The sequence below is a fragment of the Caulobacter sp. genome, assembly GCF_049283275.1.
Classification (GTDB): domain Bacteria; phylum Pseudomonadota; class Alphaproteobacteria; order Caulobacterales; family Caulobacteraceae; genus Caulobacter.
The window spans coordinates 1-22826 of sequence record NZ_JBAPVS010000361.1 but is presented as its reverse complement, the minus strand read 5'-3'; the positions used below and the strand labels follow the sequence as shown (position 1 = coordinate 22826).

At 67.4% G+C, this 22826-nt stretch carries 24 protein-coding genes; 4 read left to right on the top strand and 20 right to left on the bottom strand.

Annotated features, from left to right (window positions below; all coding sequences use genetic code 11):
• The 3 genes from WAL33_RS20650 to lpxC all read right to left on the bottom strand — a co-directional run.
• The coding region (locus tag WAL33_RS20650; protein ID WP_422183799.1) for an AAA family ATPase at nt 1–529 on the bottom strand (529 nt) is incomplete at its 3' end.
• A 127-nt stretch (nt 530–656) separates the two neighbouring features.
• On the bottom strand, nt 657–1679 hold the full coding sequence (locus WAL33_RS20645) for an outer membrane protein assembly factor BamD (protein ID WP_422183798.1): 1023 nt from the start codon (nt 1677–1679) through the stop codon (nt 657–659).
• 154 nt (nt 1680–1833) lie between these two features.
• Entirely contained in the window at nt 1834–2730 is an 897-nt protein-coding gene (gene lpxC / locus WAL33_RS20640; RefSeq protein WP_422183796.1) for a UDP-3-O-acyl-N-acetylglucosamine deacetylase, read from the bottom strand.
• Between the two features lie 289 nt (nt 2731–3019).
• On the opposite strand from lpxC, the gene WAL33_RS20635 reads away from it, so the two are divergent.
• Nucleotides 3020–5116, top strand: coding sequence for a prolyl oligopeptidase family serine peptidase (locus WAL33_RS20635; RefSeq protein WP_422183794.1), 2097 nt, complete (start codon nt 3020–3022; stop codon nt 5114–5116).
• A gap of 136 nt (nt 5117–5252) precedes the next feature.
• A complete protein-coding gene (locus WAL33_RS20630) occupies nt 5253–6299 on the top strand; it encodes a hypothetical protein (protein ID WP_422183793.1) in 1047 nt (348 codons plus the stop codon).
• On the opposite strand, the gene WAL33_RS20625 is transcribed toward WAL33_RS20630, so the two are convergent.
• The 6 genes from WAL33_RS20625 to yajC all read right to left on the bottom strand — a co-directional run bounded on the left by WAL33_RS20625 (nt 6285) and on the right by yajC (nt 11127).
• The gene (locus WAL33_RS20625; RefSeq protein WP_422183791.1) at nt 6285–7040 is read right to left on the bottom strand and encodes a squalene/phytoene synthase family protein; all 756 of its coding nucleotides are present in this window, start codon (nt 7038–7040) and stop codon (nt 6285–6287) included. The genes WAL33_RS20630 and WAL33_RS20625 overlap by 15 nt on opposite strands.
• Nucleotides 7041–7122: 82 nt before the next feature.
• A complete protein-coding gene (locus WAL33_RS20620) occupies nt 7123–7737 on the bottom strand; it encodes a urate hydroxylase PuuD (protein ID WP_422183790.1) in 615 nt (204 codons plus the stop codon).
• A gap of 92 nt (nt 7738–7829) precedes the next feature.
• Nucleotides 7830–8183, bottom strand: coding sequence for an Mth938-like domain-containing protein (locus WAL33_RS20615; RefSeq protein WP_422183801.1), 354 nt, complete (start codon nt 8181–8183; stop codon nt 7830–7832).
• A gap of 2 nt (nt 8184–8185) precedes the next feature.
• The gene (secF, locus tag WAL33_RS20610; RefSeq protein WP_422183788.1) at nt 8186–9136 is read right to left on the bottom strand and encodes a protein translocase subunit SecF; all 951 of its coding nucleotides are present in this window, start codon (nt 9134–9136) and stop codon (nt 8186–8188) included.
• 9 nt (nt 9137–9145) lie between these two features.
• A complete protein-coding gene (secD, locus tag WAL33_RS20605) occupies nt 9146–10744 on the bottom strand; it encodes a protein translocase subunit SecD (RefSeq protein ID WP_422183786.1) in 1599 nt (532 codons plus the stop codon).
• Between the two features lie 74 nt (nt 10745–10818).
• Nucleotides 10819–11127 (bottom strand): preprotein translocase subunit YajC, encoded by a 309-nt coding sequence (gene yajC / locus WAL33_RS20600; protein ID WP_422183785.1) that lies wholly within the window; start codon nt 11125–11127, stop codon nt 10819–10821.
• 121 nt (nt 11128–11248) lie between these two features.
• Here yajC and WAL33_RS20595 point away from each other — a divergent pair, with 121 nt between their 5' ends.
• A complete protein-coding gene (locus WAL33_RS20595; protein ID WP_422183783.1) occupies nt 11249–12088 on the top strand; it encodes an ATP-binding protein in 840 nt (279 codons plus the stop codon).
• A 165-nt stretch (nt 12089–12253) separates the two neighbouring features.
• Here the strand turns inward: WAL33_RS20595 and WAL33_RS20590 are convergent, their stop codons facing one another.
• The 4 genes from WAL33_RS20590 to serS form a co-directional block, all read right to left on the bottom strand.
• Nucleotides 12254–14104 (bottom strand): LysM peptidoglycan-binding domain-containing protein, encoded by a 1851-nt coding sequence (locus tag WAL33_RS20590; protein ID WP_422183782.1) that lies wholly within the window; start codon nt 14102–14104, stop codon nt 12254–12256.
• A gap of 101 nt (nt 14105–14205) precedes the next feature.
• Nucleotides 14206–14862, bottom strand: coding sequence for a protein-L-isoaspartate(D-aspartate) O-methyltransferase (locus tag WAL33_RS20585; protein ID WP_422183781.1), 657 nt, complete (start codon nt 14860–14862; stop codon nt 14206–14208).
• A complete protein-coding gene (surE, locus tag WAL33_RS20580; protein WP_422183780.1) occupies nt 14862–15674 on the bottom strand; it encodes a 5'/3'-nucleotidase SurE in 813 nt (270 codons plus the stop codon). Before surE ends, WAL33_RS20585 begins: the two co-directional genes overlap by 1 nt.
• Nucleotides 15675–15836: 162 nt before the next feature.
• Nucleotides 15837–17132, bottom strand: a complete 1296-nt coding sequence (gene serS / locus WAL33_RS20575) for a serine--tRNA ligase (protein ID WP_422183778.1) — start codon at nt 17130–17132, stop codon at nt 15837–15839.
• A 341-nt stretch (nt 17133–17473) separates the two neighbouring features.
• On the opposite strand from serS, the gene WAL33_RS20570 reads away from it, so the two are divergent.
• Nucleotides 17474–17941, top strand: coding sequence for a hypothetical protein (locus WAL33_RS20570; protein ID WP_422183776.1), 468 nt, complete (start codon nt 17474–17476; stop codon nt 17939–17941).
• 150 nt (nt 17942–18091) lie between these two features.
• Here the strand turns inward: WAL33_RS20570 and tatC are convergent, their stop codons facing one another.
• The 7 genes from tatC to WAL33_RS20535 all read right to left on the bottom strand — a co-directional run.
• Nucleotides 18092–18994 (bottom strand): twin-arginine translocase subunit TatC, encoded by a 903-nt coding sequence (gene tatC, locus WAL33_RS20565; RefSeq protein WP_422183774.1) that lies wholly within the window; start codon nt 18992–18994, stop codon nt 18092–18094.
• Nucleotides 18991–19566 carry a Sec-independent protein translocase protein TatB gene (gene tatB, locus WAL33_RS20560; protein WP_422183772.1) on the bottom strand — a complete coding sequence of 192 codons (576 nt, stop codon included), beginning with the start codon at nt 19564–19566 and terminating at the stop codon, nt 18991–18993. Before tatB ends, tatC begins: the two co-directional genes overlap by 4 nt.
• A gap of 96 nt (nt 19567–19662) precedes the next feature.
• Nucleotides 19663–19887: a twin-arginine translocase TatA/TatE family subunit gene (locus WAL33_RS20555; RefSeq protein ID WP_422183770.1), complete on the bottom strand. Its 225-nt coding sequence runs from the start codon at nt 19885–19887 to the stop codon at nt 19663–19665.
• Between the two features lie 143 nt (nt 19888–20030).
• A complete protein-coding gene (scpB, locus tag WAL33_RS20550) occupies nt 20031–20693 on the bottom strand; it encodes an SMC-Scp complex subunit ScpB (RefSeq protein WP_422183768.1) in 663 nt (220 codons plus the stop codon).
• Nucleotides 20690–21514: a segregation and condensation protein A gene (locus WAL33_RS20545; protein WP_422183767.1), complete on the bottom strand. Its 825-nt coding sequence runs from the start codon at nt 21512–21514 to the stop codon at nt 20690–20692. The genes scpB and WAL33_RS20545 overlap by 4 nt, the downstream gene beginning before the upstream one ends.
• On the bottom strand, nt 21511–22533 hold the full coding sequence (nagZ, locus tag WAL33_RS20540) for a beta-N-acetylhexosaminidase (RefSeq protein WP_422183766.1): 1023 nt from the start codon (nt 22531–22533) through the stop codon (nt 21511–21513). The genes WAL33_RS20545 and nagZ overlap by 4 nt, the downstream gene beginning before the upstream one ends.
• A gap of 13 nt (nt 22534–22546) precedes the next feature.
• Nucleotides 22547–22826 (bottom strand): SPOR domain-containing protein (locus tag WAL33_RS20535; protein ID WP_422183764.1); only part of this gene is annotated, 280 nt, incomplete at its 5' end.

Sequence of the window (22826 nt, the reverse complement as noted above, 5' to 3'; positions counted from 1 at the left end):
GGGCGGCGGCCTTCTCGCGGGCGGCGCGCCAGGCGCTCCAGGCCGAGGCCACGGTCCCGACGCCGACCGCCCCGAAGGCGTCCAGCAGGTGGCGGTGGGTGCGCACGTCCAGCAGGCCGACGGTCTCGTGCTGGCCGTGGACCTCCAGCAGCAGGGCGCCCAGGTCCTTGAGCACCCCCACGCTGGTGGCCTGGTCGTTGACGAAGGCGCGGCTGCGGCCGTCGGGCGACAGCTGGCGGCGCAGGACCAGGTCCTCGTCGCGGGCGTAGTCCAGGCCCTTGTCGTCCAGATAGGCGAAGGCGGCGTGGTCGGCCGGCAGGGCGAAGATGGCCGTGGCGCTGGCGTGGCCTGCGGCCCCTCGACGAACGAGCCCCGCGTCGGCGCGCGCGCCAGTCGCCAGGCCCAGGGCGTCCAGGATGATCGACTTGCCCGCCCCGGTCTCGCCGGTGAGCGCGGTCAGGCCCGGACCTATGGCCAGGTCCAGGCTTTCGATGAGCACGACGTCGCGGATGGAAAGGCCGATCAGCATGGTGCGCAGGATCGCCGGGAATCACGGTTTTTCAAAGGGGGCTTGTTCTCGGGACGTTCTCGCCGCCTCCGAGGGGCGTTCCAGAACGGAAAACGGGCCGATCCCAAGGGATCGGCCCGCTTGAACTCTACATCCCCAGGATGCCCATGAGGCCGCCCTTCTTGGGCTTGGCCGGCGGCTTGGCCTCGGCCGGCGTCGTGGTCGTCGCCTCGCCCGGTTGCGGCGCCGTGGCGCTCGGCGGCGCCAGGGTGGCGTCCTTGTCGTGGGTCAGCCGTTCCAGAATGTTCTTCTTGTTGCCCGCCTTCAGCGGCTCGACGGCCGGACGCAGGTTGTTGTTGGTCAGCAGTTTGTAGGCCTCGCCGTACCAGGGATCGCCCGGGAAGTTGTAGCCCAGCACCGCGCCGTTGCGCTTGGCCTCGTCCATCAGGCCCAGGGTCAGGTAGCTTTCGACCAGGCGGTAGAGGGCCTCGGGGGTGTGCGAGGTGGTCTGGTGACGGTCGATCACGGTGCGGAACCGGCCAATCGCCGCCAGGGTCTGACCGTTCTTCAGATAGTAGCGGCCGATGGTCATTTCCTTGCCGGCCAGCTGGTCGCTGACCATGTCGATTTTCAGGCGGGCGTCCTGGGCGTATTCCGAGTTCGGATAGCGCTGGACCACGTCGCGCAGCGAGGCCATGGCCTGCTCGGTGGCGGCCTGGTCGCGATTGACGTCGACGATCTGCTCGAAATAGCAGACGGCCTTCAGATAGTAGGCATACGACGCCGACGGATTGCCCGGATACAGGCCGATGAAGCGGTCGGCGTCCGAGATCGCCTCGTTGTACTGGTTGCTCATGTAGTGAGCGTAGCCGGTCATCAGAATCGAGCGGCGCGACCATTCCGAATAGGGGTGCTGGCGCTCGACCTCGCGGAAATAGTCGACGGCTTCGTTGTAGCTGCCGCGGTCCAGGCGATTGGCGCCGGTCGAATAGAGCAGCTCCACCGGGCGCTCTTCGTAGGCCATGCTCGGCTTCTTGCGCTTGCCGGCGCAGGCGGAGAGCGACAGGGCGACCAGCACGGCGGTCGCGACGATAGCGACCTTGCGTCCCGAGAAATTACGAAGCACGGACTTTTCACCCTCGAAGCAAACGTGCGCCCCTGCGCCGTGCAAGGCTTCTACACCACGCCGATGCGGGCGCAAATGGAAGCCGAGCCGTGACGAGGATACGCCCCAAGACGCATCCCCCAGAGAATCCGTCCAAACGCTAAAGACATCGGCTTTTTGACCAAATCAGGTCGAAGGCCAACGCTTCGATTTCAGATTGTCAGACGGCTTGCGCCAATTCCACCGAATGAGCGCGCATGCGCCAGGCGGAGGGGTTGGCCATCAGGGCGCGGACGACGGCGTTGTTCAGGCCGTGGCCGGCCAGAACGCCCTCGAAGCGGCCGATGATCGGCGCGCCCAGCACATAGAGGTCGCCCACCGCGTCCAGCGCCTTGTGGCGCACGAACTCGTCGGGGCGGCGCAGGCCTTCGGGGTTCAGCACCCGGTCGCCGTCGACGACCACGGCGTTCTCCATCGAGCCGCCGCGGGCCAGGCCGACGGCGCGCAGGGCCTCGACGTCACGGACGAAGCCAAAGGTGCGGCAGTCGGACAGTTCGGCGCGGAACGATTCTTCGTCGATGGCCAGGTCGACGCGCTGACGGCCGATGGCCTTGCTGTCGAAGGCGATCTCGAACGCCACCTCGAAGCGGTCGCTCGGCGACAGGCTGGCCAGCTTGTCGCCGTCTTCGACCGTGACGGTCTTCAGGATCTCGATGTAGCGGCGCGCGGCTTCCTGCTTGCGGCGGCCGGCGCGGTCCAGGATCTGGACGAAGGGCTCGGACGAGCCGTCCATGATCGGCACTTCGGGACCGTCCAGCTCGACCACGCAGTTGTCGATGGCCAGGGCGGCCAGGGCGGCCATCAGGTGTTCGATGGTCGACACGCGCACGTCGGCGGCGTTGTTGATGACGGTGCCCAGCTGGGTTTGGCAGACGGCGTCCGGCTTGACCGGCACGCGGTTGTCGCGGTCATGGACGTCGGTGCGCACGAAGACGATCCCGGCGTCGACCGGGGCTGGGCGCACTACGACCCGCACGTGCGAGCCGGTATGCAGGCCCACCCCGGCGAAGATCACCGGTCCAGCGACCGTGTGCTGAAAATATGCCGAAGCCGACACTTGAAACCCTTACACAAACAGTGGGGCGGCTCATCGACCACCCTCTCGTCCCCACGTACCCTTTAGGGACAATGCTGCGTCGCGGCAAAGCAAGTCCTGTTTCCGATTGTTACCTCTCTAATTAATTGTTTTTAATGACCTTTTCGGCCCATTAACGGCCATTGTTTCGTCGTATTCCAACGGTTGCGCATCCTGGGGCAATCTTGCGCCCCTCCCCTGGCTTCGGCGGCGCGCCGTCGCTAGGCTCTGGCCGCCTTTCCGCGCCCCTTTCTTCCCGGATCCGTCTTCGATGACCAAGACCTTGCGCATAGCCGCCTCCGCCCTCGCCCTGTCGCTGGCGGCTTTCGCCGTCGCGCCGGCCGCCCTGGCCGCCCAGAACCCGGCAGGCCGGGGCTTCACCGCTCGGGACATGGTGCAGCTGGAGCGGATCAGCGATCCGCGCGTGTCGCCGGACGGCCGCCTGGTGGTCTACAGTGTACGGACGATGGATCTGCCGGCCAACAAGGCCTCGATGTCGTTATGGATCGCTGATCTGAAGACGCGAACCGCGCCGCGCCGGCTGGCCATCTCCGACGGCAGCGCCGGCAGCGCCCGTTGGTCGCCGGACGGCAATGGCCTCTATTTCATCTCGGGACGGACCGGCGGCCTGGATCAGGTCTTCCGCACCGATACGGCCGGCGAGACGGCCGTGCAGGTGACCAAGGCCCCGTTCGACGTCGGCGCCTTCAAGATCGCGCCCGACGGCAAGACGATCGTCATTTCCCAGGCGGTGTTCCCCGACTGCGACACGCTGGAGTGCACCCGGGACAAGCTGGCCGCCAAGGGCGCGCAGAAGACGACCGGCGTGGTCTACGACAAGCTGTTCATCCGCCACTGGGACGCCTGGAACGACGGTCTGCAGAACCACCTCTACGCCCTGAAGCTGGATGGAGCGGGCGTCGCGACGGGCGCGCCGGTGGCGCTGATGAACGGCTTCAACGGCGATGCGCCGACCAAGCCGTTCGGCGGCGACGAGGACTTCACGATCACGCCGGACGGCAAGACCGTGGTTTTCTCGGCCAAGTTGGCGGACCGTGAGGAGTCGTGGAGCACCAACTACGACCTGTGGCGCGCGCCGATCGACGGTTCGACGGCCGCCGCCAACCAGACCACGACCAACAAGGCGATGGACTCCCAGCCCACGGTCTCGCTGGACGGCAAGGCCGTGGCCTGGCTGGCCATGAAGCGCCCGGGGTTCGAGGCCGATCGCATGGCGATCATGATCCGCGAGGGCGACGCGGTCCGCGAGCTCTCGCCCACCTGGGACCGCTCGGCCCAGTCGATCACCTGGAGCGCCGACGGCAAGACGATCTACACCACCGCCGAGGACATCGGTCAGACCAAGCTGTTCGCCATCGACGTCAAGTCCGGCAAGGTCACGGCCCTGACCGGCGAAGGCCATGTCAGCGGCTTCAGCGTCGGCCCGCAGTCGATCGTCTACGCCCAGGACAATCTGAAGGGCCCGGGCCAGTTGTACGCCCTTTCGACCGTCAAGAAGGGCCAGGCCCCCGTCAGGCTCACCAGCAACAACACCCAGGCCCTGGCCGGCGTCGCCATGGGCGAGCCCGAGCAGTTCAGCTTCTCGGGCTGGAACGGCGAAACGGTGCACGGCTATGTGGTCAAGCCGGCCAATTTCGACCCGGCCAAGAAGTATCCGGTGGCCTTCCTGATCCACGGCGGCCCGCAGGGGTCGTTCGGCAACCTCTTCCACTACCGCTGGAACGCCCAGACCTACGCCGGGGCCGGCTATGCCGTGGTGATGATCGATTTCCACGGCTCGACCGGCTACGGCCAGGCCTTCACCGACGCGATCAGCCAGCATTGGGGCGATCGCCCGCTGGAAGATCTGCAGAAGGGCTGGGCCTTCGCGACCTCGAAATACGGCTTCCTCGACAAGGACCGCGCCTGCGCCCTGGGCGGCTCGTACGGCGGCTTCATGGTCAACTGGATCGCGAGCCAGTGGAAAGAGCCGTGGAAGTGCCTGGTCAATCACGACGGCATCTTCGACAGCCGGTTCATGGGCTATTCGACCGAAGAACTGTGGTTCAGCGAATGGGAGAACGGCGGCCCGCCCTTCGCGCCCAACACCACCTACGCCAAGTTCAACCCGGCGGACCATGTCGATCAGTGGAGCGTGCCGGAGATGGTGGTTCAGGGCGGCCAGGACTTCCGCGTGCCGCTGGAGGAAGGCATCGCCACCTTCACGGCCCTGCAGCGCAAGGGCGTGCCCAGCAAGCTTCTGTACTTCCCCAACGAGAACCACTGGGTGCTGAAAGCCCAGAATTCGATCCAGTGGCACGACGAAGTGCAGAAGTGGCTCGACCAATGGACCTCAAAAGGCGAGTAGAAGAAAAACTCCCCCTCACATTGAGCAGGAATAAATTTCTGCTACCTTGAGGGCGGAGGGGTCTCGCATGTCATTGACGTGGCCTTGGCGACGCATTGCGAAGACGCGACGCAGGGGACGCTGCTCGGAAGCGCGGGTGATCGCCTCGGAGCTGGACCTGGACCTCATCCATGTTCCGCCGATCGACGAGGAGCTCCTGAAGCGGCTGCGAGAAGGCTTCGCCGACCCCGCGCCAGGCGAACAGATCGCCGCCGCCGTGGAGCTGCGCAAACTGATGGCGCGAGGCTACGACGACGAGCGTCTGGCCTGGCTGGTTCGACATCTGCGCGAACGTTATGCCGAGGCTTCCGGCCAACCGATCGACGCCACGTCGACCAAGCCGTTGCTGATCGACGCCGCCGCTTTCGCCACGCAAGACGGCGGCGAGGCCGATCAGCACGACGAGACCGAAACGACGCCCAATCAGACGTCCGCCGGTCCGGCCGTGGCCTCCAAGGTCGAGATGCTGGCGGAAGCCAACAGCCTTCTGGAAGAATTGAAGCTGCGCTACACGCTGAGCAGCGAACGCGAGATGCTCACCGCCGAGCTGCGCAGCAATGCGCTACGGCTGCTGGTGATGCTTTTCATCGCCCTGGCGTTCAGTCGCGTGATCTCGCCGATCTTCACCGGCCTCAGTTGGATGTTCCATACCTCGCCCAGCGTCTATGGCCTGGACGCACTGTCGACGATTTCGAACCTGACGGTCATCGCCGTGGTGGGCGCGGCGGGGGCCATGGTTTCGATCCTGCGCCGCACCGAGCCGGCGATGGACATCGCCTCGACCAATGCCGATCCCGTGCGGCAGGTCGCCGGCCTGCGCCACGGCGACACGGCGGTCTTGATCTCCGGATTCGTGGGCGCGGCGGTGTCCTTCGTCCTGCTGGCCTTGTTCGCTAGCGGGCTGATGGGCGAGGAGGCCTTGGCCGGTAAAATGGTGGCGGTGTTGTTTCCCACGATCGATCCCTGCCCCGACCCGGATGCGGTCTGCACCTTCACCATGCTCGATCGGGGCTTGAATTTCGCCAGGCAGGCCGACGCCGCCAAGATGCTGATCTGGGCGTTCATCGGCGGCTTCTCCGAACAGCTGGTGCCTGACGTGCTGGACCGACTGACCAAGGCCGCCAAGGCCTCAAATGCGGCCTGACGCCACCGCCCAGGTCAGCCGGACCTGCGTCTCCAACGGACTCAACTCTCGCCCGCCCGTCTGGGCCCGCGCCAGGGCCGCTGGCGCGGCGGCGGGGAACGCGGCCAACGGCAGGACCTTCAGCGCCGCCCGGGCCTTCTTCCGCGCCGTCTCCACCCGGCGGCGGACGTCGGCCTGCGTCCAGTCGGCCGGCAGGCGCTGGACCCCTGCCCGCTTCAGCCGCCACAGGCCGGCCAGGCCATAGGCGCGGGCGGCCTCCTGGACCGCGTGCAGATCGGTCTTCGGATCCAGCCGCCAGGCGGCCAGCATCATCACCGCCCCGGCCGTGGCGTCGACATAGGCCAGGACCTGCGCCTCGGTCTCGAACGGCGCGGCCTCGAGGTCGGCCATGCGGGCCTCGGCCATCTCGGCCAGGGCGCTCAGCGGATAGCCGGCGGCGGCCACGGCCTCGACGCTGGGATGCTTGCGGGCCGGTTGGCCGGCGGCGATCTCTTCCATGGCCTCGCGCCACCAGGTCAGGCGGATCTCGCCCATCAGGGCGTTGCTGACCCCGCTGGCCACTCGGGCCAGTTCGTAATTGAAGGCGTAGAGCGCGATGACGTCGGCCCGGGCCTTGGGATCGGCGATGAACCGGCTGGCCAGCCAGCGATCCGGGTCCACACGGCGCACCAGGGCGTCCAGATCAGTGTCCGGGGCGTCGTTGCGGTGGGCGATGTCCAGTGTGGTCTTTAGGGTCGTCATGGGCGCGGCTTATGCGCTGCATCGCCCAAAAGAAAACGGCCCGCCAACCGGCGGGCCTCTTCCGATCTCACGGATCGACCGATCAGCCGAACAGCGTCTGGTACATCGTCATGGTCGCCAGCATCGGGATGCTGAGCAACGTGTTGATGCGCGAGAACAGCATGGCCATCTTGGCCGCCTTGGCCTTGGCGGCGTCATCGACCACAACAATTCCCAGAGCCCGCTTCTGGTTCGGCCAGATCACGCCCCAGACATTGATGAACATGATCGTCGCCAGCCACATGCCCAGGCCGATGAAGGTGAAGCCCATGTCGACGCCGCGCTCATAGCCGTTCCACAGACCGAAGGTCGCCGCCTCGGCGAAGTAGCCGCGGGCCACCGCCAGGATCACGCCCATCACCCAGGTCGCCAGCGCCGCCCAGCGGAACCAGAACAGGGCCTCAGGGGCGATGTACTTGGAGACGGCCGGCTTCAGCTCGGCGGGGATCTGCGGCATGACGCGGATCTGCACGAAGTTGAAATAGTACAGCAGCCCGATCCACAGGATGCCGAAGAACACATGCAACAGGCGGTATATCGCCTGGAAATAGGCTTGGTCGAAGCCCTGCGGGCTGTGCCCGAAGCCAAACACGATCACCAGCGCCAGGATGACGCTGACGATGATGGTGTTGCGGAAATTCGAAAGTAGTCCGGTCATGTCCAGGCCCCCTAATGCCCTTGCTCGAGGGTCAGGTATAGGGCGCCGCGCAGAGTCGGCAAATAGGCACGATCTCTAAGGCCGTGAGGGATCTAGACGGCGATCAGGGCGGCGGCCATCCGGCGGCCTTCGCTGGCCAGGACGTTGTAGGTGCGGGCCGCGGCCTCGGTGCTCATGAACTCCAGCCCCACGCCCGCCGCCTTCAGCGCGTCGCGCACGGGGCGCGGCGGCAGGGCGTTGACCAGGCCCACGCCCAGCAGCACGAACTCGACCGCGCCGACCGCCGCGAAGACTTCGGCGAAGTCCTCGGGCGTCAGGGCGGCCAGGCTGGCGGCCGACCAGGATCGCGGCTGATCGTCGAGAATCAGCAGCGAGCCCGGACGCCACTCGCCCGAAACCCGGAAACCGCCGCCGCCCCAGGCGTCGAGCGATGGCGGCTGGCGCAGCATCAGGGGCGGGTGCCGGCGCCGAGCTTGATCGGCGTGGCTTCCTCGTCGCCCCGCTTGACGCCCCAGACGAGGATCAGCGGCAGGGCGATATAGATCGACGAATAGGTGCCGATGATGATGCCGAAGGTCATCGTGAAGACCAGCGGGAACAGCACGGGGCCGCCGAAGATCATCGTGCCGCCCAAGGCCAGCAAGGCCGTCGAGCCGGTGATGATCGTCCGCGACAGACGTTCGTTCTCCGACAGGTCGATGATGTCGCGCAGCGGCGTGGTCTTGTACTTGCGCAGGTTCTCCTTGAGACGGTCGAAGGTGATGACCTTCTCGTTCATGGAGTAGCCGATCACGGTCAGCAGGGCCGCGATCGAGGTCATCGAGAACTCGATCTGCAGCACTGACAAGAGGCCCAGCGTCAGGATGATGTCGTGGAACACCGCGATCACCGCGCCGACGCCGAACTGCCACTGGAAGCGGAACCAGATGTAGCCGAGCATCAGCAGCAGGGCGATGCCCAGGGCCTTGAAGCCGCCCATCAGAAGTTCACCCGAGACCTTGGCGCCGATGACCGACGGGGCCGGCATGGTCATGCCCGGGAACTTAGCGATGATCTCGCCCTTGACCCGGTTGGCCTCGGCGATGGCGTTGCCGCCTTCGGTGGGCAGGAAGCGGATCATCGCCGCGTTGGGCGAGCCGAAGTTGTCCTGGACCTGCACATCGTGCGCACCGGTCTCCCGGGCGGCGGTGCGCAGCGCGTCGCCCGAGATGGGCGTGGGCATGCGCGCTTCCATGGCGACGCCGCCCTTGAAGTCGATGCCCAGGTTCAGGCCCTGGGTGAAGAACGACACGCAAGAGCCGGCGATCAGCAGGGCCGAGACGGCGGCGGCGACCGGAGCCCACTTCACGAAGCGGAAGTGGGTCTCGCGGGGGATCAGGCGGATGAGGGGCCAAGCCATGATGGGAACCTAAGCGATCGGCAGCTTCTTCGGCTTGGCGACTTTGAACCACCAACCGATGAGCACTTGAGTGATGATGATGGCGGTGAACACCGAGGTGAACACGCCGATCGACAGAGTCCAGGCAAAGCCCTTGATGGGGCCCGAGCCGAACCCGAACATGATCGCCGCGGAGATCAGGCTGGTGATGTTGGCGTCCATGATCGAGACCATGGCCCGGCGGAAGCCGGTGTCGGCCGCCGACATCGGCGATCGTCCCGCCGCCGCCTCGTCCCGCATCCGTTCATAGATCAGCACGTTGGCGTCGACCGCGACGGCCAGCGTCAGGATCAGGCCGGCGATGCCCGGGAAGGTCAGGGTGGCCTGGGTCATCGACATGATGCCGACGATCAGCAGCACGTTGACCACCAGGGCGATGGCCGCGAACACCCCGAACAGGCCGTAGGCCAGGATGATGAACACGAACATCGCCGCCGCGCCGATGGCCAGCGAGATGGCGCCGGCCCGGACAGCGTCGGCGCCCAGCTCGGCCCCGACGGTGCGTTGCTCTTCCAGGTTCAGCTTGGCGGGCAGAGCGCCCGAGCGCAGCAGCAAGGCCAGCTCGGCGGCGCTTTCCGGCGTGAAGTTGCCGGTGATGATGCCCGAACCACCGGGGATCGGCTGGTTGATGGTCGGCGCCGAGATGTACTTGTTGTCCAGTACGATGGCGAAACGCTTGCCGACGTTGCGGGTTGTGGCGTCGCCGAACTTGCGGGCCCCCGAACCGCCGAAGCGGAAAGCGACCGCCGCCGCGCCGTTTTGATCGAACGACTGGCTGGCGTCGACCAGGTCCTCGCCGGTGACCAGGGCGCGCTTGGCCACGGCGATCGGCGGTTCGCCGGCGTTGGCGCTCTGGATGACCATCACGCCCGGCGGGATGCGGTTGGCCGCCATGTCTTCGGGCGTCACCGTTCCATCGACCATCTGGAAGGTCAGCTTGGCGGTCTGGCCGATCACGGCCTGCAGGCGGGCCGGGTCGCTTTCGCCGGCCGCCTGGATGACGATCCGGTTGCTGCCCTGGCGGGTGATGGTCGGTTCCTTGGTGCCCAGGGCGTCGATCCGGCGACGGATCGTCTCGATCGACTGGTCCACGGCCTTGGCCGCGTCGGCCTTGGCGGCCTCCGGCACGAAGCTCAGCTCCAGCCGGCCGTCGCCCTTGTTGCTGACCGAGGTGTCCTTGCCGCCGATCGCGCCGGCCAGCGGCCCGCCGATCGAACGACGCAGCAGGCTGACCGCCTGATCCACCTTGCCCGGATCGGTGATGCGGACCCGCACCACGCCGCCCGCCTCGCCCAGTTCACTGAACTCGATCTGGTCGTTGCGCAGCGTGGTCCGCACGTCCTCGACCATGTTGGTCAGGCGTTCGGCGCGCAACGCGTCGGTGTCGACCTCGTAGAGCAGGTAGGAACCGCCCTGCAGGTCGAGGCCGAGGTTCAGCTTCTGATGGGGAACCCAGCCGGGAAGCGCGTCGAGCGTCTTCTGCGGCAGGATGTTGGGCAGGGAAAAGACGATGCCGAAAATCACCGACAGTATGACGGCGGTGACTTTCCAGCGGGAGAGGGTCAGCATGGATTACAGGCTCTGGACGACGCCCTTCGGCGTCTCGTTATGGGCGGCGCCCCGCGGTCAACGCGGAGAGGTAATCAGCTCTTGGGGTCGTTGGCCGGGGCCGGTTCGCCCTTGGCGCGGATCTCGGCGATCATGCTCTTGACCACCTTGACGGTCACGCCCTGGGCGATCTCGACGCCGACTTCGGCGTCTTCGACGCGGACGATCTTGCCCAGCATGCCGTTCGACAGCACGACGTTGTCGCCGCGCTTGACGGCGGCGATGGCGGCGGCGTGCTGCTTGGCGCGCTGCTGCTGTGGGCGGATCAGCATGAAGTAGAACAGCACGACCATCAGGATGATGGGCGCGATTTGGATCAGTTGAGCTTGCAGGCCAGCGGGCATGTCGTCTCCAAGAAATTTTAATCGGCGTCCCATCCCACATGGGGGGCCCGCCAAGTCGGCGGAAGCTATGCGTTCACCTGCCCTTTTGCAATGACGGCGCGGTGGGTCTAGGAGGCAACACATGACCGACGCCGCCCTGCCCCTGCTCGCCCGCATCGCCGACGCCTTGGAGCGCCTGGCCCCGGCCGCCTTGGCCGCCCCCGATTTCGAGGCCGGGCGGCTGTTCCGGCACGACCCGGGCAGCGGTGGTTTCGTGCCGGCCCCCGACTATCCGATGGCCCTGGACCTGCTGATCGGCGTCGATCGGCAGAAGAACCGCTTCGTCGAGAATCTCCGCCGCTTCGCCGTGGGCCTGCCCTGCAACCACGTCCTGCTGTGGGGCGTGCGCGGCACGGGCAAGAGCTCGCTGACCAAGTCGGCCTTCATGGTGCTGGCCGCCGAGTTCACCGCCCTGAAGCTGGTGGAGGTCGATCGCGACGAGGTCACCGCCCTGCCCCCGCTGTTCGACCTGCTGCGCACGCGCTCGGAACGCTTCGTGGTGTTGTGCGACGACCTGTCGTTCGAGGACGGCGCGGCGGCCGCCAAGGCGCTGAAATCGGCCCTGGAGGGCGGCGTGGCCGGGCCGCCGGAAAACGTGCTGTTCGTCGCCACCTCCAACCGCCGCCACCTGATGCCGCGCGACCACGTCGAAAGCCAGGGCGCGATCGCCGCCGCCGAGAACGCCGAGGAGGAGATGAGCGTCTCCGACCGCTTCGGCCTGTGGATCGGCTTCCCGCCGATGGATCAGCCGACCTATCTGGCGGCGATCCACGCCTATGCCGACCGGTTCGGCCTGGAGGTCGAGAACATCGAGCGTCGGGCCCTGCAGTGGTCGCAGCTGCGCGGCGCCCGCTCGGGCCGCGTGGCCTGGCAGTTCATCCGTGACCTGGCCGGCGAGCTGGGCGTGAGCCTGCCGGCGTAAAAATCCCTTGCGGAGAAGGTGTCAGCGACGCTTACGGATGAGGGGGCGCGCAAACGAAAGCCGCCGCGACCGGCCTGTCGGCTGATCGCGGCGGATTCTGTCTTCGACCCCTCGCCCGACCTCCCTCGGAGGCCGCCCTCTCCCGCAAGGGGAAAGGGATAGGGCTTACCTCGGCAGCACCAGGCCCGGATCGACCGGACGCGCCTTGTCCTTGGGGGTCGGGGCGTAGCGGACCTCGAAGTGCAGCTGCGGCTCGGTGACGCCGCCGGTCTGGCCGACCGAGCCCAAGGTCGCGCCTTGGGCCACCTGCTGGCGCATCTTCACGTCGGTGGTCGACAGGTGGGCATAGGCCGTCACCCAGCCGTCGGCGTGCTTGACCAGCACCAGATTGCCGAAGCCCGGCACCTGGTTGCCGGCATAGACCACCTCGCCCGCCGCGGCGGCCCGGACCGGCGTGCCGGCGGCGGCGCGGATGTTGACGCCGTCATTGCGCTGGCCCGTGCCCTTGGGGCCGAACTCCGAAATCGTTTGGCCTTGCAGCGGCCACACGAAGCGGCCCCGGCCGGCGGCGGTGATCTCGGCCTCGGTCGGCGGCGGGCTGGCGGCGATGATCTGGCCGGCGGACGGCGGCGGAGTCGGCTGGGCCGAGACCGGACCGCTGGGCGTGCGAGGATAGTTCGAAGTCGGCGGCGGCGTATAGGGACGCGGCTGCGAGGCCGGCGGCTGGTACGACGGGGTGGTCGCGGCCGGCGGATTGTAACGGGGCTCCGGCGAGGTCGGACGCGGCTCGGCCGGGGTCGTCGTCACCGTGGTCTTCAGCGGGCCCTTGTCCTTGTAGCCGGACGGCAGGCGGATCTTCTGGCCCTTCTTGAGCGTGGCCGAGACCCTGATGTCGTTCTCGTCGGCCAGGGCGGCCGGCTTGACGCTGAAGCGCTTGGCGATGTCGCTGACGGTGTCGCCGCTGTTGGCGACATAGGCCTTGGCCGTGGTCGCCGGGCCCTTCAGCTTCTGGCCGGGCTGGATCGTGTAAGGCGGCTTGAGCTTGTTGTCCTCGACCAGGTCGGCGCGCGTGGTGTCCAGGCCGCGGGCGATGGCGTCGATCGCGTCGCCCGACTTGACGGTGTAGGTGCGGCGCGGACCGGCGACCTCGACCACCTTGCCGGTGACGCTGACCGTCGTGGTGGTGACCGGCCGGCCGGCGGGCGTTTGGGGCTCATCCTCGGCAGCGCGCGAGGGGGCCGGCGTGGCGGTCTGCATCGAAGCGCGGCTGGGCGTCGCGCCGATCGGCGCGCTGGTCGCTGAGTCCGGAGCGCCGGCCTGCATGACCGTGGTCTTGGTCGGGCCCTTGTCCTTGTAGCCGGACGGCAGGCGCAGCTTCTGTCCCTTCCTGATCGCCGAACCGGTGCTCAGGTCGTTCTCCCCGGCTAGGGCGGCGGCCGAAACCGAGAAGCGCTTGGCGATGGCGAACATCGTGTCGCCGGTCTGGACGACATAGGCCTTGGCGTCCTTGCTGTCGGGTCCCTTCAGCACCTGGCCGGGGCGTATCCGGTAGGGCGACTTCAGGTCGTTGTCCTTGGCCAGCTGCGCGCGGGTGGTGCCCAGGGTGCGCGCGATGGCGTCGATATTGTCGCCGGACTTGACCTTGTAGGTCTCGGGCGGGCCGGAGATCGTCACGACCGGCCCACCCACCGAGGTGACCGTCACGGGACGCGCCGGCGTCGGGCGGCGCTCGGCCGCCGGAGGCGGCGGCAGGGACTGGGCGGTCGTCGCCGGCGCCAGGGTCTGGCTGGAGACGCCGACATTGCCGGCCGGCGCGGAGAAGCTGGGAGCCGGCTCCTCGGCCGGCGTGGACGCCCCCTCGGGCTGCTGGTTGGCGCCCGGCGCCTGGACGATCGGGAAGTTCGGCGTGGGGGCCTGGCCGCGGATCGGATATTGCGCGCCGCCCGTGCTCTCGCAGGCCGCGAGGGTTCCAGCCGTCAGGGCGATAACCGCCGCGCGCGTCCACAACTGCCTCATAGCCTCTCCTTTGCCTGGCGAGGCTCCAGACGCCGTCGCAAGGGTAAACCAACCATTAAACATCTTGCGCCGCCTCCGGAACCCGAAGCCGCCGCCCCGCCCTACTCGCGGGCGACGCCGTCCAGGATCGGGACGAAACGCACGTCGCAAAGGACTTCAACGGTGAAGCCCCCCTTTCCATCGCCCGCATAACGGCGAAGACTCTGCACCGGCCCCTTGCCCACCGGCGCGACGAGCACGCCCTGGGGCTTGAGCTGCGAAAGCAGAGTTTCCGGCTCATCCTGGGCCGCCGCGGTGACCAGAATGCGGTCGAACGGCGCCTGTTTGGGCCAACCCTCCCAGCCGTCGCCGAATTTCGTGATGACATTGGTCAGGCCCAGCACCGCGAAGCGGGCCTCGGCCTCCTTCATCAGGGTCCGGTAGCGCTCGACCGTATAGACCAGCCGTGACACCCGGCTGAGGACGGCGGTCTGGTACCCCGAGCCGGTGCCGATCTCCAGGACTCGGCAACGCGGCTCCAGGGTCAGGGCTTGGGTCATCAGGCCGACGATGAACGGCTGGCTGATGGTCTGGCCGCAGGCGATCGGCAGGGCCGAGTCCTCCCAGGACCGTTCCTTGAACAGGTCCGGCGTGAACAGGTCGCGCGGGGTCTTCTCGATGGCGCTCAGCACGGCCGGATCGGTGACGCCCTGTTTGCGCAGAGCGGTCATCAGCGCCTTCAGGCGGGCCTCGGGGGTGTCGCTCTTGGCCTGGGCCATCACGCCCCCGCCTCGGCTTCAGCGACCGCATCCAGCCTCGGAGGCGTGCCGCCGAGCACGCCCTTCATGGCCGCGACCGTCTGGTTGTGCGTCAGGTCGATATGCAGCGGCGTGACCGAGATGCGCCCCTGGTAGACGGCTTTCAGATCCGTGCCCTCCGCCGGGGTGGACGGCTTCATGACGAAGCCGGTCCAATAGTAGTCGCGGCCGCGCAGGTCGGTGCGCTTTTCCATGCTCCGCATGTGCGAATCGCGGAAGCCCTGACGGGTAACTTCAACCTCGGTGACGTTCTCGGGGGCGGCCGCCGGGAAATTGACGTTCATGATGACGTCCTTGGGCCAGCCGATCTCCAGCAGGCGTTGGACGATGCCGGGCCCGAAGGCTTCGGCGGTCTCCCAATGGGCGACGACTTCGTCGTGGAAATAGGTCATGGCCTGGGACAGGGCGATCGACGGGATGCCCAGGGCCATGCCCTCGATGGCGCCGGCCACAGTGCCCGACAGGGTGACGTCCTCGGCCAGGTTCTGGCCGCGGTTGACGCCCGACAGCACCAGGTCCGGCGTGGGGCCTTCGATCAGCTGCTGAACGGCCATGGCCACGCAGTCGGTCGGGGTGCCTTCCACGGCGAAACGGCGCGGATCGATGCGGCGCACGCGGATCGGGTCCGACAGGGTCAGGGCTCGCCCCGCGCCTGACTGCTCGTACTCCGGCGCCACGATCCAGATGTCGTCCGACAGGGCGCGCGCGATGCGCTCCAGGCTTTGCAGGCCCTCGGCGTGGATGCCGTCGTCGTTGGTGAGGAGGATGCGCATCTTACTTCCTTCTCCCCTTGCGGGAGAAGGTGTCAGCGAAGCTGACGGATGAGGGGTCGCACAGCGGGTTCAGAAAAGCGGTTGAAGCGACCTTCAACCCCTCATCCGACCTGCTGCGCAGGCCACCTTCTCCCGCAAGGGGAGAGGGATCGTGTGAGACGTTCACTGACCGCCCCCGATATGCGTGACGCCGCCCATATAAGGCACGAGCACGTCTGGGATCGTGATCCGGCCGGTCTCGTCCTGATAGTTCTCCAACACGGCCACCAGGGTGCGGCCCACGGCCAGGCCCGAGCCGTTCAGGCTGTGGACGTACGACGTGCCCTTCTCGCCGGCCTTCTTGAAGCGGGCGTCCATGCGGCGAGCCTGGAAGTCGCCGCAGTTCGAGCACGAGCTGATCTCGCGATAGGTGTTCTGCGACGGCAGCCAGACTTCCAGGTCGTAGGTCTTCCTGGCGCCGAAGCCCATGTCGCCGGTGCACAGCAGCATGGTGCGGAACGGCAGCTCCAGCGCCTTCAGCACCGCCTCGGCGCACTGGACCATGCGCTCGTGCTCGGCCTCGCTCTGGTCGGGCGTGGTGATCGAGACCAGCTCGACCTTGTAGAACTGGTGCTGGCGAATCATGCCGCGGGTGTCGCGGCCGCTGGCCCCGGCTTCCGAGCGAAACGACGGCGTCAGGGCGGTCATCCGCAACGGCAGCTCGGCCTCGTCGGTGATCTGCTCGCGCACGATGTTGGTCAGCGAGACTTCGGCGGTGGGGATCAGCCAATGATCGACCGTGGTCCTGAACAAATCTTCGGCGAACTTGGGCAGTTGCCCCGTGCCGAATAGGGCCTCGTCCTTGACCAGCAGCGGCGGGCTGATCTCGGTGTAGCCGTTCTGCACGGTCTGCAGGTCCAGCATGAACTGGCCCAGAGCCCGCTCCAGCCGGGCGATCTGACCCTTCAGCACCACGAAGCGCGCGCCGCTCATCCGGGCGGCGGCCTCGAAGTCCATGCCGCCCAGGGCCGCGCCCAGGTCGACGTGGTCCTTGGGATTGTTCAGGCGGCCGGCCGGCAGCTTGGAGGCGTCGCCCCAACGACGGATCTCGACATTGCCCGCCTCGTCCTCGCCCTTGGGGACGTCCGGCGCGGGGATGTTGGGCAGGCTGGCCAGCAGGTCCTTCAGCTTGGCGGCGACGATCGCCTCTTCCTCGCCGGCGCTCGCCATGGCGCTCTTCAGCGCCTCGACCTCGGCCATCAGGCGCGCGGCCTCGGCCTCGTCCTTCTTGGCCTTGGCCTGGCCGATCAGCTTGGAGCTTTCGTTGCGCTTGGCCTGACCTTCCTGCAGCGCCGTCGTGGCCGCGCGCAGCTGAGCGTCCAGCTTGACCGCCTCGGCGGCCGCGCCCGAACGGCCCTTGGCCGACCAGGCGGCTTCGAAGGCTTCGGGATTGTCGCGGATGGCCTTGATGTCGTGCATCGGAACGCTCGAAGAGAAGTCGTTAAGAACGGACCTCTCTAAGGCGCGTCGGCGGGGGCGCCAACCTTTTCGGGAGGCGCTCGTGGCCCATCGACAGGTCATCAAGCGAGCGTGATCGCGCCGGCCGCATTTTCAGGCTCGACGACACCGCCAGACCCAGGCATAGATTTCACAGGCAAGACTATTCCAAAGTGATTTCAGGGCGCAGATAGATGTCGCGGCTGAAATGCATGGATAACGGCGATTAATGTCGTTCCTACATTGCCCATTAATCCCGGGATGAAAGACAGCACGCCGCTTAACGCACTCGTGTTTGTTTTTTGAAATCCCGGAGCCTTCCCATGAAGAAGTTCGCTATTCTGGCCGCTGTCGCCGCCGTGTCGGCTGTCGCCGTTCCCGCCAGCGCCGCTCAACTGGTCCGCGTCTCGCTGACCGGCAAGGCGACCGCCCAAATCGACGCCGAGATCCGCGCCGCCGCCCAGACCGTCTGCACCGACCGCAAGGGCGTCGTCTCGGACGACTGCATCACCGGCACGATCAACGACGCCAATCGCCAGCTCGCCGCCATTTTCAGGGCCCGGACCACCAAGACCGTCGCCCGCCGCGAAAACCTGACCGTCATGCGCGTTTCGCTGAAGGGCAAGTCGGCTGACCAGATCCAGACCGAGATCAAGCTGGCGGCCGAAACCGTCTGCAAGGCCACCAACCCGATCACCGCCAGCGACTATCGCGCCTGCGTCGGCAGCGCGATCCGCTCGGCCAAGGCCCAGCTGCAAGCCTCGACGGTTTCGCGTCGTCAAGACGCCTAAGCCAGTCGCCCTCCCCCTCTCCGGGGAGAGCGGTTGAAAGACGAAAAAGCCGCGCCCCGTCGAAAGACCGGGCGCGGCTTTTGCTTTTGAGGAACGCCTCATCCGTCGGCTTCGCCGACACCTTCTTCCGCAGAGGCAGAAGGAAGGAGCCTAGATCGTCGCGACGTCCGTGCCGGCTTCGCGCTCATCCCGGGCCTTGCGGCGCTCGATCAGCCAGACGCACCAGATCGCGATCTCGTAGAGCAGGCACATCGGGATCGCCAAGGTCATCTGGCTGATCGGATCGGGCGGGGTCAGGATGGCCGCGGCGATGAACACCCCGACGATGGCGTAGCGGCGGCCGTCGCGCAGCAGTTTGCTGGAGACGATGCCCGCCATGCCCAGCAGCGAGACCACCACCGGCAGCTGGAAGCACAGGCCGAACGCCAGCAGCAGGGTCGTCACCAGGGTCAGATAGTCGCTGACCTTGGGCAAAAGCTGGATCGAGATGCCGGCGGTGGTGATCTGCTGGCTCAGTGAGAACCACAGCACGAACGGCAGCATCACGTAATAGACCAGGGCCGCGCCCAGCAGGAACATCACCGGCGAGGCGAGCAGGAACGGCAGGAAGGCGCCGCGCTCGTTCTTGTACAGGCCCGGCGCGACGAAGCGGTAGAGCTGCCAGGCCAGCACCGGGAAGGTCAGGACCACCGCCCCGAACCCGGCCAGCTTCAGCTTGGTGAAGAAGAACTCCAGGGCGGCGGTGTAGACCAGGCCCAGGGCCTTGGTGTCGGTCGACGGAATGTCCTTCAGGCCCACCAGGGCCAGCAGCAGGTCGAACGGGCCGTGATGGCCGCCGGCCTGCTGGGCGGCCAGCAGCTTCTGGGCCACGGTGAATGGGTGGACCAGGAACAGGAAGATCTGGTCGGCGAAGGCGAAACAGACGCCGAAGCCGATGAACAGGGCCGCCACGCAGATGATCAGCCGCGTGCGCAGCTCGATCAGGTGATCCATCAGCGGCGCGCGCGAGGCTTCGATCTCGTCTTCCGGATCGTTTCCGATGGCGTTGCTCACGAGATGATGTCCGTGGCGCTGGGCTTGGCGGCGCGCTTGCGCGGCGTCTTGGCCGGAACCGACAGGTCGCCGCTCTTTTTCGTGTTAGCGGACGCGCGCTTGGCCGCCGGCGCGGAAATGACCTGCGTCGTCTTGGCGGCCGCCTTCTTGGCCGGAGCCTTGCGCGCCGGCTTGGAGATGATCTCGACCGACGGCGCCGGGGCTTCAACCGTCGAGGTCAGCGGCTGATAGGCGTCGTGCGGCGAGACCTTGACCGCGCCGCTGTTGAGGCTGGCGTCGATGTCGGCGAACACCTGGTCGACGCCGACGTCGCCGGCCTGGGCCGCGGCCTCGCGCATGGGGCTGGTGTACTGCCCCTCGCGCATGGCCTGGACTTCCTTGCGCAGCTCGTCGAGCTCCGACTGCCGGGCCATCTCATCGAAGCTGGCGCGGAACTCGTTGGCCATGCCGCGCAGCCGGCCGACAAACTGGCCCAGCTTGCGCAGCAGGACCGGCAGGTCCTTGGGACCCACCACGATCAAGGCGACCGCGGCGATGACCAGGAGTTCCGTTCCGCCGATATCAGGAAGCATGGACGCGCCTTAGAGCGAACCGATCGGGCCGGATTCGCGAAGTGAACGACGGTCGCGGCCGCCCTCCCCTCTTGGAAGCGCGGCGCGACAAATCTCCTACGACTTGCGCAGGTCTTCCTTCTCGGCGTCGGTGCGCGGCAGCGCGCCCGTCGACTTGTTGGCCGCAACCTCGTCGGAGGTGTCGTCCTTCAGGCCGTCCTTGAAGGCTTTGATGCCCTTGGCCGCGTCGCCCATGATGCCGGACAGCTTTCCGCGCCCGCCAAACAGCAGGGCCACGACCGCGATCACGATCACCCAGTGGATCCAGCTCATGCTACCCATGACGACGATGCTCCTTGCGACATCGGCCCATTAGCCGCTGCGGCGTGTCGTTACAATATCCCAGACAATATAGGCGGTCGCGAGGCGGGGAGCAAAGCGGCGTCGGACGATAAACCGCAGCCGGCCTCGCCGTGTAAAGAGCCTTATCGTCCTTCCATCTCTCCCAGGAAATCCTGAGCGAATTCCGGGGCCTCGTCGCCGTCCTCCAGCGGGTCTTCGTCCTCGCCGACCCGCAGTCCCATCGGATCGGGCACGGAAAAGCCCGGCGGCAGGTCCAGGGCCAGCAGACCGGCGGCCCGCATCTCCGCGATTCCCGGCAGGTCGCCGAGGGTCGCCAGGCCGTAGTGCTCGAGGAAGGCGTCGGTGGTGCCGAAGGTCACCGGGCGTCCCGGCGAGCGGCGGCGGCCGCGCATCTTGACCAGGCCCAGCTCCAGCAGCACGTCCAGCGTGCCCCGGCTGGCCTGCACGCCGCGCACGGCCTCGATCTCGGCCCGCGTGACGGGCTGATGGTAGGCGATGATCGCCAAGGTCTCCTGGGCCGCCTTGGACAGGCGTCGCGGCTCCTCGCGCTCCTGCGTCATCAGGAAGGCCAGGTCGGTCGCCGTCTGGAAGCGCCAGCGGCCGGCCACCTCCACCAGTTCGACGCCCCGGCCCGCATAGCGCGCGTGCAGATCGGCCAGACCCGCGCCGATGTCCGCCCCCTCGGGCAGGCGATTGGCCAGATCCTCGAAGCTCAGCGGCTCGGCCGCCGCGAACAGCAGGGCCTCGATGCAGCGTTGGGTGTAGAGAGGGTCTTGGGAGGTCAAGCGATCGCCTCCAACGGTTCGGCCCGGGTCCGCAGATAGATGTCCGAGAACGCCTCCATCTGCCGCGCTTCCAGAATGCCCTCCTTCACCAACTCGAGGCTGGCGGCCAAGGTCGAGGCCAGGTAGCTGGCGGGACTGGGACCGTCGGGGTCCTCGTCCCAGGGCTCGATGGGGACGACGCCCGACAGGGTGGTCCAGTCCTTCATCTCCGGGAGCAAGTCGCGCAGGCGGTCACGGGCGTCCTCCAGCGGATAGGCCTGGGGCGGACGCGGGGCGTAGTGGCGGCCATGCTCGCGCTTTCGCTGGGTGATGTAAGCCGTCATCAAGGCGTAGAGGTCGCCCTCGAAACGGGTCGAGGAGACGATCTTCACCGCCTCGGGGTCGCCGCGCATGAAGACGTCGCGATTGAGGATCGGCTGCTCCTTCAGGGCCTCGACAGCCTGGCGCATCACGTCCAGCTTGGCCAGGCGGAAGGCCAGCTGCGCCGCCATCTCCTCGGCCGGCGGCTCCTCGGCCTTGGGGCGTTCGGGCTTGGGCAGCAGCAGGCGGGATTTCAGATAGGCCAGCCAGGCAGCCATCACCAGATAGTCGGCGGCCAGCGAGAACCGCACCCGGCGGGCCTGCTGCACGAAGGCCAGATACTGCTCGGCCAGCTTGGTGATCGACAGCTGCAGCAGATCGACCTTCTGGCTGCGCGCCAGGGCCAGCAGCACGTGCAGCGGCCCCTCGTAGCCGTCGATGTCGATGACCAGCGCGGCGCCGTCCTCGGCCGCCTCGTTGGCCGCTTCGAAGTCGAGCGTGGGCTGGAAGCCCGTGCTCACGCAAAGCGTCCGTTAAAAGCGGCGTCAAACCGGGCGCGGGCCTGCTCGACGTCCAGGGGCTCAGGGACCTTGACCAGCCGCCCCATGACCGCCTGCACCCGACGACGGGCCTCGCGCGAAAGCTTGCCGACGCCCGACATCACGGCCTTCATCTCTTCCATGTCGCCGTTGCAGTGCAGGACCACGTCGCAGCCGGCGGCCAGACTGTCCTTGGCGCGCTGCTTGAAGTCCCCCGAAAGGGCCTTCATCGACAGGTCGTCGCTCATCAAGAGGCCGTCGAAGCCGATCGACTCTCGAATGATCTTCTTGATTGCCTTGCGCGACGTCGTCGCTGGGCGGTTGCGGTCGATGGCCGTGTAGACGACGTGGGCGGTCATCGCCATCGGCATGTCCGACAACACGCGGAACGGCGCGAAGTCGCGGGCGTCCAACTCGGCCAGCTTGGCCTTCACGACGGGCAGCTCCAGGTGGCTGTCGCTCATGGCGCGGCCGTGGCCGGGGATGTGCTTGATGATCGGCAGCACCCCGCCGGCCAGCAGTCCCTCGGCCGCCGCGCGACCCAGGGTGGCCACCTGCTCGGGGGTGTCGCCGTACGCGCGGTCGCCGATGATCTCGTGCCCTTGCGGATCGGGCACGTCCAGCACCGGCACGCAATCGACGTTGATTCCCAGCGACAACAGGTCGTGGGCGATCAGCCGCGCGCCCAGGCGGGTGACCTCGCGAGCCACCAGCGGGTCATTGGCCACCAGCGCGCCATAGGCCGCTCCCGGTGGGTATTTCTTCCAGTGTGGCGCGCCCAGGCGAGCGACACGGCCGCCCTCCTGGTCGATCAGGATCGGAGCGTCGGGACGCCCCACCGTCTCGCGCAACGCCGCCGTCAGGGCCCGGACCTGGTTCGGATCGGCGATGTTGCGCTTGAACAGGATGAAGCCCCACGGCTTCACGGCCCGGAAGAAGGCGGCCTCTTCCGCCGTCAGGGTGGTCCCGGCGCAGCCGAGGATCGCGGCGGAGATGGCCATGCGCCCTGCTCCCCTACTTCACGAAGCAGGATTTGCCGGCGGCGGTCAGGGCGTCGCAGAAGGCCTTGGCCTCGGCGCGGCTGGCGAAACCGGTGACGGCGGTGCGGTAGAGCGTGCCGCCGTTCTTCTCGATGGCCTCGACCTTCTTGCCCTTGCCCGCCGCCATGCCCGGCGCGATGCGCGCGGCGTCGTTCCAGGCCTTGTCGGCCAAGGCGGGCGAGGACAGGGCCCCGATCTGCACGCTGGCCGGACCGGCGGCGGAGGCGGTCGGCGCGGCGGCGGCCGGCTTGGTC

Bases quoted from the DNA above. Each gene is read 5' to 3' on its own strand.
- WAL33_RS20635 (WP_422183794.1), top strand. From the start codon at position 3,020: ATGACCAAGACCTTGCGCATAGCCGCCTCCGCCCTCGCCCTGTCGCTG.
- WAL33_RS20625 (WP_422183791.1), bottom strand. From the start codon at position 7,040: ATGACGACCCTAAAGACCACACTGGACATCGCCCACCGCAACGACGCC.
- WAL33_RS20620 (WP_422183790.1), bottom strand. From the start codon at position 7,737: ATGACCGGACTACTTTCGAATTTCCGCAACACCATCATCGTCAGCGTC.
- secF (WP_422183788.1), bottom strand. From the start codon at position 9,136: ATGGCTTGGCCCCTCATCCGCCTGATCCCCCGCGAGACCCACTTCCGC.
- secD (WP_422183786.1), bottom strand. From the start codon at position 10,744: ATGCTGACCCTCTCCCGCTGGAAAGTCACCGCCGTCATACTGTCGGTG.
- yajC (WP_422183785.1), bottom strand. From the start codon at position 11,127: ATGCCCGCTGGCCTGCAAGCTCAACTGATCCAAATCGCGCCCATCATC.
- WAL33_RS20595 (WP_422183783.1), top strand. From the start codon at position 11,249: ATGACCGACGCCGCCCTGCCCCTGCTCGCCCGCATCGCCGACGCCTTG.
- WAL33_RS20590 (WP_422183782.1), bottom strand. From the start codon at position 14,104: ATGAGGCAGTTGTGGACGCGCGCGGCGGTTATCGCCCTGACGGCTGGA.
- WAL33_RS20585 (WP_422183781.1), bottom strand. From the start codon at position 14,862: ATGGCCCAGGCCAAGAGCGACACCCCCGAGGCCCGCCTGAAGGCGCTG.
- surE (WP_422183780.1), bottom strand. From the start codon at position 15,674: ATGCGCATCCTCCTCACCAACGACGACGGCATCCACGCCGAGGGCCTG.
- serS (WP_422183778.1), bottom strand. From the start codon at position 17,132: ATGCACGACATCAAGGCCATCCGCGACAATCCCGAAGCCTTCGAAGCC.
- WAL33_RS20570 (WP_422183776.1), top strand. From the start codon at position 17,474: ATGAAGAAGTTCGCTATTCTGGCCGCTGTCGCCGCCGTGTCGGCTGTC.
- tatB (WP_422183772.1), bottom strand. From the start codon at position 19,566: ATGCTTCCTGATATCGGCGGAACGGAACTCCTGGTCATCGCCGCGGTC.
- WAL33_RS20555 (WP_422183770.1), bottom strand. From the start codon at position 19,887: ATGGGTAGCATGAGCTGGATCCACTGGGTGATCGTGATCGCGGTCGTG.
- nagZ (WP_422183766.1), bottom strand. From the start codon at position 22,533: ATGGCCATCTCCGCCGCGATCCTCGGCTGCGCCGGGACCACCCTGACG.